The following is a 13,313-nucleotide window of genomic DNA, read 5'->3' on the forward strand; positions in this document are numbered from 1 at the left end:
ATTATGAGCTGGACTTCCAGCTTTTTTTGATGTTGGTCTTTGTCGATTTTGTGTTAAAATAGTAGTAGCTACTATCAAGGAGAGATCATGTCAGACTTGTTTGAAAAACTCATGGAACAGATTGAAATGCCGCTTGAACATCGCCGTTCGAGTGCCTTTTCATCTGCGGATATTGTGGAAGTGACCGTGCATTCTCTTAGTCGTTGTTGGGATTTTCGGTTTTCGTTTGCTAAAATTCTCCCAATCGAGATCTACCGAGAGCTTGAGATGCGGCTGGTGTCAACCTTTAAAGCAGCTGATATCAAGGTTTCTTTTGCTATTTGTGTTGATGAGCCAGTCTTTGACCAGGACTTGTTACAGGCTTATTATGCCAAGGCTTTTGAGCATAGTCTGTGCTCAAGTGCAGGATTTAAAGCTACTTTTTCGAAGCTGTCAGTGTCCCATCAGGATCAAAAGGTCAGGATTACAGGGCCAGACTATGTTGAGCATGAGCATTTCACGAAAAATCATCTCCCCAAGCTAGCCCAACAATTTGCCTTGTTTGGTTTTGGTGACTTATCCTTTCAAGTGGTTTCAGACCAAACCATGACTGCTGATTTAAAGTCATCTTTTGAAAGTAATCGTGAGGCGCTTTTAGACCAAGCTGCGCAGGAAGCACTTCAAGCTCAGAAGGCTCTAGAAGCGGCAGGTCCTCCGCCAGAAGAGGCTAAAGCAACGTCAAGAGTTGACTATAAAGACAGAGCGAGTAGACGTCAATCTGGTTTTGAAACGGCTGAAATTACGCCTATGATTGCTGTTCAGACAGAGGAAAATCTCCTCGTCTTTGAAGGGCTGGTCTTTGATGTCGAGAAGAAAACGACTCGTACAGGTCGACATATTATCAACTTCAAGATGACAGACTACACCTCAAGTTTTGCCATGCAAAAATGGGCTAAAGATGATGATGACCTAAAAAAATATGACATGATTGCTAAAGGCGCTTGGCTACGTGTTCAAGGAAATGTTGAAAACAACCCGTTTACCAAGAGCTTGACTATGAACGTTCAAAAGGTCAAAGAAATTGCCCATACACCTCGAAAAGACCTCATGCCAGAGGGGCAAAAACGGGTGGAATTCCACGCTCACACGAACATGTCTACTATGGACGCTCTACCAACAGTGGAATCGCTCATCGACAAGGCAGCGGAGTGGGGGCATCCTGCGATTGCTATTACCGACCATGCCAATGTGCAGAGTTTTCCGCATGGTTATCACCGCGCTCGTAAATTAGGCATTAAGGCTATCTTTGGGATGGAAGCTAATATCGTAGAAGACAGTGTGCCTATCACCTACAATGAGGTTTCCATGCCTTTAAAAGAAGCGACCTATGTTGTCTTTGACGTGGAAACAACAGGGCTTTCAGCCGTTAATAATGACCTGATTCAGATTGCAGCCTCAAAGATGTATAAGGGTAATATCATCGAGCAATTTGACGAATTTATCGACCCTGGTCATCCTCTTTCTAGCTTCACGACAGAGCTGACAGGGATCACAGATCAGCACCTTCAAGGGGCTAAGCCCTTAAAACACGTTTTGGAAGAATTTCAAACCTTCTGTCAAGATACTGTTCTCGTTGCCCATAATGCCACCTTTGACGTTGGCTTTATGAATGCCAATTATGAGCGTCATGGCTTGCCACTCATTACTCAACCTGTCATTGACACCCTAGAGTTTGCCAGAAATCTCTACCCAGAGTATAAGCGCCATGGTCTAGGTCCTTTGACTAAGCGTTTCCAAGTTGCGCTTGAGCACCACCACATGGCTAACTACGATGCCGAGGCAACAGGACGTTTGCTCTTTATCTTTATCAATGATGTCTTGGAGCGCCATGGCATTGCCGATATGGCAGACCTTAATACCAAGCTGGTTGCGGAAGATTCTTATAAGAAGGCTAGGGTCAAACATGCGACTATCTATGTGCAAAACCAGACTGGCCTTAAAAACATCTTCAAGCTAGTCTCCCTCTCAAATGTCAAATACTTTGAAGGGGTTGCTCGTATTCCAAGAACGGTTCTAAACGCTCACCGAGAAGGTCTCCTGCTAGGCTCAGCCTGCTCTGAAGGCGAAGTCTTTGATGCTGTCTTAACCAAGGGTCTGGATGCGGCGGTTGAAGCAGCAAAGTATTATGATGTTATTGAAATCATGCCACCAGCTCTCTATGCTCCTCTTTTAGCTCAAGGAACTATCAAAGATGAATCGGGTATTCAAGAGACCATTCAAGACCTTATTGAGGTTGGTCGTCGCTCAGACAAGCCTGTTTTGGCAACGGGGAATGTTCACTATATCGAACCCGAAGAAGAGATTTACCGCGAAATCATCGTTCGCAGTCTTGGTCAAGGAGCGATGATTAACCGTACTATCGGACGTGGCGAAGGGGCTATGCCAGCGCCGCTTCCTAAGGCTCACTTTAGAACCACTAATGAAATGTTGGATGAGTTTGCCTTTCTTGGGGAAAAATTGGCTTATGAGGTTGTCGTGACCAATACGCAAGCTTTCGCTGAGCGTTTTGACAACATTGAAGTCGTAAAAGGAGATCTTTACACACCATATATCGATAAGGCTGAGGAGACTGTCGCTGAGTTGACTTATGAGAAGGCTTTTGAGATTTATGGCAATCCTCTGCCTGATATTATTGATCTACGGATTGAGAAAGAGTTGACCTCTATTTTGGGAAATGGCTTTGCCGTGATTTACCTAGCTTCGCAGATGCTGGTTAATCGCTCCAACGAGCGAGGTTACCTTGTGGGTTCTCGTGGGTCGGTTGGTTCTTCCTTTGTGGCGACCATGATTGGGATTACAGAAGTTAACCCCATGCCACCACATTATGTCTGCCCAAAATGTCAACATAGTGACTTTATCACAGACGGGTCTTATGGTTCAGGCTATGATTTGCCAGACAAAGAGTGTCCAGAGTGTGGCACACTGTATCAAAAAGATGGTCAGGATATTCCCTTTGAAACCTTCCTTGGTTTTGATGGGGATAAGGTTCCCGATATTGACTTGAACTTTTCAGGTGATGACCAACCGTCTGCCCACTTGGATGTGCGTGACATTTTTGGGAAGGAATATGCCTTTCGTGCTGGAACGGTTGGTACTGTTGCGGATAAGACTGCCTACGGTTTTGTCAAAGGTTACGAACGTGACTATGGTAAGTTCTACCGCGATGCTGAGGTGGATCGTCTGGCAAAAGGATCAGCAGGTGTCAAACGAACCACTGGCCAACACCCAGGTGGGATTGTCGTTATTCCTAACTATATGGATGTCTATGATTTTACCCCTGTGCAGTACCCTGCAGATGACACGTCTGCAGAGTGGCAAACCACTCACTTTAACTTCCATGATATTGATGAAAATATCCTAAAACTTGATATCCTCGGGCATGATGATCCGACCATGATTCGTAAACTTCAAGACCTTTCAGGGATTGATCCATCCGAAATTATGCCAGATGATCCAGGTGTTATGGCACTCTTTTCAGGAACAGAGATCCTTGGAGTGACAGAAGAACAAATCGGCACTCCGACTGGCATGCTTGGGATTCCAGAGTTTGGCACCAACTTTGTGCGTGGCATGGTCAATGAAACACGTCCCAAAACCTTTGCGGAATTGCTTCAACTGTCAGGATTGTCCCACGGAACAGACGTTTGGCTGGGCAATGCGCAAGACTTAATCAAGCAAGGCATTGCTGACTTGTCAACGGTGATTGGCTGTCGAGATGACATTATGGTTTATCTCATGCACCAAGGCTTAGAGCCTAAGATGGCCTTTACCATTATGGAGCGCGTGCGTAAGGGGCTTTGGCTGAAGATTCCTGAAGACGAGCGCAACGGTTATATCCAAGCCATGCGTGATAATAATGTTCCAGATTGGTACATCGAGTCTTGTGGAAAAATCAAGTACATGTTCCCCAAGGCCCATGCGGCAGCCTACGTTTTAATGGCTCTTCGTGTAGCCTACTTTAAAGTACATCATCCACTTTATTATTATTGTGCTTATTTCTCCATTCGTGCCAAGGCTTTTGAGTTAAAAACCATGAGTGGTGGTTTGGCAGCTGTCAAGGCAAGGATGAAAGATATCGCTGATAAAAAACAGCGCAATGAGGCAACAAATGTCGAAAATGATCTCTTTACAACACTTGAGTTGGTCAATGAAATGCTCGAGCGTGGTTATCAGTTTGGGCAATTAGACCTTTATCGTAGTGATGCACTGGAATTTGTGATTGATGGTGATACCTTGATTCCGCCGTTTATCGCACTTGAAGGCTTGGGAGAGAATGTCGCTAAGCAAGTGGTTGCTGCACGTCAAGAGGGTGAATTTCTCTCAAAAACCGAGCTACGTAAGCGTGGAGGCTTATCAACAACCTTAGTTGATAAAATGACGGACATGGGTATTCTTAAAAACCTTCCAGAAGACAACCAACTAAGTCTCTTTGATGATTTTTTTGCCTAAGAGAGATTCAAAGGTGACTTTGATGTTAAGATTGATGACAACAGGAGTTTGAAGTCTTTCAGCTTCTGTTTTTTCTTGACCCTATTCATGCCTGATGGTATCATGGCATTCAATACCCTTTGACAATTAACACGACAAGTTGGTGGCTGATCTTGGGTAACCCTAATGTTACTCTTGGTGTTTATAGTCAACTGAATTAACGCTCAAACAAGGAACTGAGACGCAGACAGCATAAACAGTTTACTAAACGGTTTGAGGTTGGAGATGAGAGTACGGCAAGTTGAAAGCTCATCGTCCCATAATGAGGTCTTGAGGTCTGAGCCTAGCAATCAAAGAGATTGATGTCGTTGGGTATCGATAATGTCAAAAAACTAAGGAGATGGTGATGAGCGCACCAGATGAGACGGCTTTAAAAGCTATGATTGTTTTTCGAAAGGCAGAGAGGACACTTGATACTCTGGCTTCCAGTGTTTTTAACCATTACCACATCACACCGACACAGTTTAGTGTCTTGGATGTGCTATATGCTAAGGGAGAGATGACCATTAGCAAGCTAATTGATTCTATCTTAGCCACGTCTGGCAATATGACGGTGGTGTTGAAAAACATGGAGCGCAATGGCTGGATTTATCGCCAGCGTAGTCATCATGATAAGCGAGCCTATGTGATTGGTTTGACGGATGAGGGCAAGCGCTTGATTGAGACGGTTTTGCCAGAGCATGTGGCAGGTGTTGAGAGGTCGTTTGCTGTTTTGACAAAAGAGGAGCAGTTACAGTTGATTAATTTGCTAAAAAAATTCAAACAGCATCAAGAGTGAGCCTTTTTCTTTACAAAAGATTGGATCTAAGATATTATAACTACATAGTAATAAATAACAAAATGACCTGAAACATTTTTGACTGTTGACAGGCTTATTTTAAAGGAGAAAAAATGAAACGTATTTTAATCATCGTCGGATCGCTACGCCAAGGTTCGTTTAATCACCAACTGGCAGCATTAGCTGAAAAAGCATTGGAAGGTAAAGCCGAGGTATCCTATCTTGACTATTCAGAAGTGCCTTTGTTTTCACAAGATTTGGAAGCAGCAGTTCCAGCATCAGTTGCTAAAGCGCGTGAAGCAGTACAAGCTGCGGATGCTATCTGGATATTTTCACCAGTTTATAACTTTGCAATGCCTGGTACGGTGAAAAACCTTCTTGACTGGCTGTCACGTTCGCTTGATTTATCTAATCCAGCAGCACCATCTGCTATTCATGAAAAAGTCACCACAGTCTCCTTGGTTGCTAATGGTGGTCATGAGGAAACGGCAGCCCAATACCGCTCGCTTTTGCCATTTATTCGCACCAAATTTGTCGATCACATCACCATGTCACGCGTTAATGATTCCGCTTGGGCGGATGGTCAATTTGTCGCAAGTGAAGATGTCTTAGCAGCCTTAGACGATCAGGCCAAAGCTCTTCTTGACGCCCTTGCTTAAATCAAAACGAAGAGACTGTGAGCGAGATAGAAATCGGTCATTCCTGAGAGTTGATGTTCCCTCACTCTATCATCTCTGAGTTGGAGCTAAACCGCTTTATTTTTCCTGAACAGTTGCATAGGATTGTAAACGCTAATGACATCAGTGAAGGGCTTCTGCTCCCTCACGTTGTCTCACTGTTTAGCGAGATTAGTATTAAGGTTAAGACGCTTGTCTCAGCCTTTTTTTGTTTCACATGTAACCTCTAAAGAGGGGCTTTTGACGACTGTGATAGGATTATGCTTTTAAAAAATCCAGTCTTCTTTGAAAGTTTTGCGTAGCGTTCGCTTTCCTTGCAAATTGTGCTTATTTACGTTATCATGAAGGGTGATTAAAATATTATTGGAGGACAGTATGGTTACTTTGTCTAAAGAACAACACATGGATATGTTTTTGAAAATGGAACGTATCCGTGAATTTGATATGCGTATCAACAAACTCGTTCGTCGTGGTTTTGTTCAAGGGATGACTCACTTTTCAGTTGGAGAAGAGGCAGCCAACGTTGGTGCTGTGGCACATTTGAGTTATCAGGATCTTATTTTCTCAAATCACCGTGGTCACGGTCAATCAATCGCCAAAGATATGGATCTCAAAGGCATGATGGCTGAGCTTGCTGGTAAAGCAACGGGTGTGTCAAAAGGTCGTGGTGGTTCGATGCACTTGGCTGATTTTGAAAAAGGGAACTATGGGACAAACGGTATTGTTGGTGGTGGTTTTGCGCTGGCAACAGGTGCTGCTTTGACACAACAATACAAAGGAACAAATCATATTGCGGTTGCGTTCTCAGGAGATGGTGCAACCAATGAAGGGTCATTCCACGAGTCAGTCAATATGGCTGCGACATGGAAATTGCCTGTTATTTTCTTCATCATCAACAACCGCTACGGTATCTCAATGGATATCACCAATGCGACCAACACCCCTCACCTTTACACACGTGCAGATGCTTACGGTATCCCAGGTTTTTACTGTGAAGATGGGAATGATGTTTTAGCGGTTTACGAGACAATGGGTAAAGCCGTTGATCATGTTCGTGGCGGCAATGGTCCTGCTATCGTTGAGGTTGAGACTTACCGTTGGTTTGGTCACTCGACATCTGATGCAGGAAAATACCGTACAAAAGAAGAAGTGGCAGAGTGGAAAGAAAAAGACCCAATGCTGAAATACCGTGACTACTTGACGTCAGAAGGTATTGCGACCAATGAAGAATTAGATGCTATTCAAGAGCAAGTCAAGGGCGAAGTTGACGAAGCCTATGAATTTGCTGAAAACAGCCCATTCCCAGAGCTTTCAGTAGCCTTTGAAGATGTATGGGTTGACTAAGGGTAGAAAGGTAGAGGAAATAAAGAATGACTGAAACAAAATCAATGGCACTACGTGAAGCCATCAACCTTGCCATGTCTGAAGAAATGCGTAAAGACGACAATATCTTCCTAATTGGGGAAGACGTAGGAGTTTACGGTGGTGACTTTGGAACATCCGTTGGCATGCTAGAAGAATTTGGTCCAAAGCGTGTTAAAGATACGCCGATTTCAGAGGCAGCTATTTCAGGTGCGGCTATCGGTGCTGCGATCACTGGACTTCGTCCAATCGTAGACGTTACCTTTATGGATTTCATCACCATCATGATGGATGCGATCGTTAACAACGGTGCTAAAAATAACTACATGTTTGGTGGTGGTCTTAAAACACCTGTTACCTTCCGTGTGGCATCAGGTTCAGGGATTGGATCTGCGGCGCAGCACTCGCAATCACTTGAGGCTTGGTTGACACATATTCCAGGGATTAAGGTTGTTGCACCTGGTACTGCGAACGAAGCAAAAGGGCTTTTGAAATCGTCAATCCAAGACAATAACATTGTCATCTTCATGGAGCCAAAAGCGCTTTATGGTAAAAAAGAAGAGGTTAATCAAGATCCTGACTTCTACCTTCCACTTGGTAAAGGTGACGTTAAACGCGAAGGGAAAGACCTTACAATCGTCTCTTACGGGCGTATGCTAGAGCGTGTTCTCCAAGCAGCAGAAGAGGTAGCGGCAGAAGGTATTGATGTTGAAGTGGTTGACCCACGTACCTTGATTCCGCTTGACTTGGATATGATTGTAGACTCTGTTAAGAAAACAGGTAAATTGATGCTTGTCAACGATGCCTACAAAACAGGTGGTTTCATCGGAGAAATCGCTACAAAAGTAACAGAAAGCGAAGCCTTTGACTATCTGGATCACCCAATCGTACGTTTGGCATCAGAAGATGTCCCAGTGCCTTATGCGCGTGTGCTTGAGCAAGCAATCTTACCAGATGTGACAAAAATCAAGGCTGCTATCTACAAGATGGTCAACAAAGGTCACTAAGATTTAGTAGACGTTAAGAATGAGCAGAGGAGAAGAAAGATTGATTTTCAATCCCTCCTATATCGTAAAATAAGGGCTTATCCCTAAATATCCTAAGAAAGGAATACTATGGCTGTCGAAATTATTATGCCGAAACTCGGTGTTGACATGGCTGAAGGTGAGATCATCGAGTGGAAAAAAGCCGAAGGTGACACTGTCGCTGAAGGCGATGTTCTCCTTGAAATCATGTCAGACAAGACGAACATGGAAATCGAAGCAGAAGATTCAGGTGTTCTCTTAAAAATCACTCGCCAAGCAGGCGAAACAGTGCCTGTAACTGAAACCATCGGTTATATTGGTGAAGCCGGTGAAGAAATCGAGGTTGCCTCACCAGCTGGATCTGATGCCGATGTCAAACGTACCCAAGCAGATAAAGACGCTGCTGCTCCAACACAAGCCTCATCAAGTCCTGAAGTTGTTCCTAACAAAGTGGCAGCGCCTCAAGGAAAAGGTGGCAAGGTTCGTGCAACGCCAGCGGCTCGTAGAATCGCTCGTGAGCAAGGCATTGATCTAGGTCTTGTTCCAGGATCTGGTCCTAAAGGGCGTGTCCATGCTGAGGATGTTGAGAACTTCCAAGGAGCTCAACCTAAGGCAACGCCACTAGCACGCAAAATAGCTGAGTCAGAAGGCGTTGATCTTACAACGCTTACTGGTAGTGGATTTGCTGGTAAAATCAAGAAAGAAGATGTCTTGGCTGCACTTGAAAGTAGCAAGCCAGCAGTTGCCGCTCAAGCACCTGCTAAAGAAGAAAAAGTGGTCGAACTTCCTGAAGGCATTGAACATAGACCGATGTCAGCTATGCGTAAGGCGATCTCTAAAGGAATGACCAACTCATACCTGACAGCGCCGACATTTACGCTTAACTATGACATTGATATGACGGAGATGATAGCACTTCGTAAGAAGCTTATCGATCCAATCATGGCTAAGACAGGCCTAAAAGTCAGCTTTACCGACTTGATTGGTCTGGCGGTTGTCAAAACATTGATGAAACCTGAGCATGAATACATGAATGCATCGTTGATCAACGATGCCAATGATATCGAACTTCACCGTTTTGTCAATCTTGGAATTGCCGTAGGTCTTGATGATGGTCTTGTTGTTCCAGTTATTCATGGCGCAGATAAAATGAGCTTGTCAGATTTTGTTCTAGCTTCAAAAGACGTTATCAAGAAGGCGCAAACAGGTAAGCTTAAAGCCGCTGAAATGTCTGGATCAACCTTCTCAATCACAAACTTGGGGATGTTTGGGACTAAAACATTTAACCCGATCATCAATCAACCCAACTCAGCAATCTTAGGAGTTGGTGCGACGATTCCTACCCCAACAGTTGTTGACGGGGAAATCGTAGCTCGTCCAATCATGGCGATGTGCTTAACCATTGACCACCGCTTGGTGGATGGTATGAATGGTGCTAAATTCATGGTCGACCTCAAGAAGTTGATGGAAAACCCATTTGAATTGCTTATCTGATTAGGATAATCTTGTTTGTCGTTTTAAGCGACTGTTAACAAAAACTAAAAAATGGGTTAAAAGAAGAACTGGTTGTCTAAGCAGGTTTGCTGGACAAAAGATTCTTTTCAAAAACCCAACGTATCTTACGAAAGGAAATCAATAATGGCTGTTGAAATTATTATGCCAAAACTCGGTGTTGATATGGCTGAGGGTGAAATCATTGAGTGGAAAAAAGCCGAAGGTGATACTGTCGCTGAAGGTGATATTCTTCTTGAAATCATGTCAGACAAAACCAACATGGAAATCGAAGCAGAAGATTCAGGTGTTCTCTTGAAAATTACTCGCCAAGCAGGTGAAACCGTTCCTGTAACAGAAACGATCGGCTACATTGGTGAAGCTGGTGAAGAGGTTGAAGTTGCCTCGCCTGCAGCATCGGATGTTGATGTTGCTCGTACAACGGAAGATCTTGAAGCGGCTGGTTTGGAAGTGCCTAAAGCTCCTGCACAAGAGTCAGCTCCAGCTGCAAAAGCTGCTAAAGCGCCACTTGCAGATGATGAATATGATATCGTCGTCGTTGGTGGTGGACCTGCTGGTTATTATGCTGCTATTCGTGGTGCCCAACTTGGTGGTAAAATTGCCATCGTTGAAAAATCAGAATTTGGTGGAACCTGCCTAAACGTTGGCTGTATTCCAACTAAGACCTACCTTAAAAATGCAGAAATCCTTGATGGTATCAAGCATGCGGCAGGCCGCGGGATTAACTTGGCATCAACCAACTATACCATTGATATGGATAAAACAGTTGACTTTAAAAACACTGTTGTTAAAACCTTGACAGGTGGTGTACAAGGTCTTCTTAAAGCTAACAAAGTAACCATCTTTAATGGTCTTGGACAAGTTAACCCAGATAAGACAGTTACGATCGGCTCAGAAACCATCAAAGGTCGCAACGTTATCCTTGCGACAGGTTCAAAAGTATCACGCATCAATATTCCAGGGATTGATTCAAAACTCGTTTTGACCTCTGACGATATTCTTGATCTTCGTGAAATGCCAAAATCACTTGCTGTTATGGGTGGTGGCGTTGTTGGTATCGAGCTTGGATTAGTATGGGCATCTTACGGTGTTGAAGTGACGGTTATTGAAATGGCTGATCGCATCATTCCAGCTATGGACAAGGAAGTGTCTCTGGAACTCCAAAAAATTCTGGCTAAAAAAGGCATGAACATCAAGACCTCTGTTGGTGTTGAAGAGATTGTTGAAGCCAATAACCAGTTGACCTTGAAACTTAATGATGGTTCAGAAGTTGTTGCTGAAAAAGCCCTTCTATCAATCGGTCGTGTGCCGCAGATGAATGGACTTGAAAACCTGGACCTTGAAATGGAACGTAACCGCATCAAGGTTGATGATTACCAAGAAACTTCTATTCCTGGAATTTACGCACCAGGTGATGTTAACGGTGTGAAAATGCTTGCCCACGCCGCTTACCGTATGGGTGAAGTTGCCGCTGAAAATGCTATGCACGGAAAAGTGCGTAAGGCCAATCTTGAGTTTACACCAGCAGCGGTTTACACACATCCAGAAGTAGCAGCAGTTGGTATGACAGAAGAAGATGCACGAGCTAAGTACGGCGATATCCTTATTGGTAGAAATAGCTTTACAGGTAATGGCCGTGCGATTGCTTCAAACGAAGCTCAAGGTTTCGTTAAGGTTATTGCAGATGCGAAATACCATGAAATTCTTGGGGTGCACATCATTGGTCCAGCAGCAGCTGAAATGATCAACGAGGCCGCTACTATCATGGAAAATGAATTGACTGTTGATGAATTGCTACTCTCAATCCATGGTCACCCAACCTTCTCAGAAGTGATGTACGAAGCCTTTGCTGACGTACTGGGTGAAGCTATCCATAACCCACCAAAACGCAAATAGTCCTTGCACCTATTTTTGAAAAATAGGAGCCATCCATTTTGCCAACAATTATCCCAAATATCTCCCTAAAAAATTAAGGTAAAATTGATGGATAAGGATTAGCGATATGAAAAAAAACTCACTTCTGACATGAACAGAAGTGAGTTTTTGTGAAGTATCAGTATTATGGATTATAGGATGACATACCGTAAAGTCTTGAGTTTTGCTAGCGTTTGCATTATAATGAAAGGGTCAATTAAAGTTAATTTTGATAAGGAGTTCACATGAAATACATCATCAATACCAGTAACAACCCCCATTACAATATTGCCCTAGAAGCCTATGCCTTTCGAGAATTGGTGGCAGAAGAGGAGCTATTTATCCTCTGGATCAATGAGCCTTCTATCATCATTGGGCGTCACCAAAATGCGATCGAAGAAATCAATAAAGAATACACAGACGCTAATGGCATTCACATTGCTCGTCGTCTGTCAGGTGGTGGAGCGGTTTATCATGATTTGAACAACCTCAACTACACTATCATTTCTAACAAGGCTGGTGAAGGTTCTTTTGATTTTGAGACATTCTCTAAGCCAGTTATTGACACTTTGGCTAAATTAGGCGTCAAGGCTGAGTTCTCAGGACGCAATGACCTTGAAATTGATGGTAAAAAAATCGCCGGAAATGCCCAAGCTTATCACAAGGGACGGATGATGCACCATGGATGCCTCCTCTTTGATGTTGATATGACGGTTTTGGGAGACGCTCTAAAGGTTAGTAAGGATAAAATTGAGTCAAAAGGTGTCAAGTCAGTACGTGCTCGTGTGACCAATATCAACAATGAATTACCTGAAAAAATGACGGTTTTAGCATTCCAAGATGCCATCTTAAACCAAATGAAAGAAGAATACCCTGACATGACAGAGTACGTCTTTTCAGATGAGGAATTGGCAGCGATCCAAAAATCATGCGATGAGCAATTCAGCACTTGGGAGTGGAATTTCGGTTCATCACCAGAATACACGGTGTCACGTGCGGTTCGCTACCCAGCAGGCAAAATCACAACCTATGCCAATGTTGACAATTCTATCATTAAAGGGTTGACCATTTATGGTGACTTCTTTGGGGTCAAACCAGCCAAGGATATAGAAGAGTTATTAGTCGGTACTCGCTATGACTACAAAGATGTGCTTGAAAAGCTACAAACGATTGACACCACCCAATACTTCTCACGCATGACAACAGAAGAAGTTGCCAAAGCCATTGTGGCATAAGACACAAGACAGTCATCACTATCACAATGCAACAATGCTGTTTATCCCCTTGTTTGTCATGCTCAATCTGGTTGGATATCTGCTTAATCCAGAGCCGTTTTCGTTACCGAACCTGCTGTCTATTTGCCAGATGCTATGACAATTGATCCAGGCTCTACCTTCATTGTTAATTGATAAAAAGCCCCTGCTCAACCTTGATTGGAAAAAGAGTAGGGGCTTTTGGTTTATGAAATTATTTAAATTTTGGAAACTATATACCAGTTTACACCAACCACAATATGTA

General features: G+C 43.6%; 7 protein-coding genes and 2 pseudogenes. All 9 read left to right on the forward strand.

What is annotated here, in order from left to right; genetic code table 11:
- Positions 1–87: 87 nt before the first annotated feature.
- The 9 genes and pseudogenes from ACMZ6Z_RS06385 to ACMZ6Z_RS06425 all read left to right on the forward strand — a co-directional run bounded on the left by ACMZ6Z_RS06385 (position 88) and on the right by ACMZ6Z_RS06425 (position 13,030).
- A complete protein-coding gene (locus tag ACMZ6Z_RS06385; RefSeq protein WP_416131743.1) occupies positions 88–4,488 on the forward strand; it encodes a PolC-type DNA polymerase III in 4,401 nt (1,466 codons plus the stop codon).
- Between the two features lie 385 nt (positions 4,489–4,873).
- Entirely contained in the window at positions 4,874–5,305 is a 432-nt protein-coding gene (locus tag ACMZ6Z_RS06390; protein ID WP_416131744.1) for a MarR family winged helix-turn-helix transcriptional regulator, read from the forward strand.
- Between the two features lie 113 nt (positions 5,306–5,418).
- A complete protein-coding gene (locus tag ACMZ6Z_RS06395) occupies positions 5,419–5,964 on the forward strand; it encodes an NADPH-dependent FMN reductase (RefSeq protein WP_416131745.1) in 546 nt (181 codons plus the stop codon).
- Between the two features lie 393 nt (positions 5,965–6,357).
- Positions 6,358–7,326, forward strand: a complete 969-nt coding sequence (locus ACMZ6Z_RS06400) for a thiamine pyrophosphate-dependent dehydrogenase E1 component subunit alpha (RefSeq protein ID WP_416131746.1) — start codon at positions 6,358–6,360, stop codon at positions 7,324–7,326.
- 26 nt (positions 7,327–7,352) lie between these two features.
- The gene (locus ACMZ6Z_RS06405) at positions 7,353–8,351 is read left to right on the forward strand and encodes an alpha-ketoacid dehydrogenase subunit beta (protein ID WP_416131747.1); all 999 of its coding nucleotides are present in this window, start codon (positions 7,353–7,355) and stop codon (positions 8,349–8,351) included.
- 147 nt (positions 8,352–8,498) lie between these two features.
- Positions 8,499–8,624: pseudogene (locus tag ACMZ6Z_RS06410) on the forward strand (biotin/lipoyl-containing protein); the annotation flags it as partial.
- A gap of 198 nt (positions 8,625–8,822) precedes the next feature.
- A pseudogene (locus ACMZ6Z_RS06415) lies at positions 8,823–9,863 on the forward strand (dihydrolipoamide acetyltransferase); the annotation flags it as partial.
- 144 nt (positions 9,864–10,007) lie between these two features.
- Entirely contained in the window at positions 10,008–11,777 is a 1,770-nt protein-coding gene (lpdA, locus tag ACMZ6Z_RS06420; RefSeq protein WP_416131748.1) for a dihydrolipoyl dehydrogenase, read from the forward strand.
- A gap of 263 nt (positions 11,778–12,040) precedes the next feature.
- On the forward strand, positions 12,041–13,030 hold the full coding sequence (locus ACMZ6Z_RS06425; protein WP_416131749.1) for a lipoate--protein ligase: 990 nt from the start codon (positions 12,041–12,043) through the stop codon (positions 13,028–13,030).
- Positions 13,031–13,313 lie beyond the last annotated feature (283 nt).

Source organism: Streptococcus pluranimalium, assembly GCF_047785705.1.
Classification (GTDB): domain Bacteria; phylum Bacillota; class Bacilli; order Lactobacillales; family Streptococcaceae; genus Streptococcus; species Streptococcus pluranimalium_A.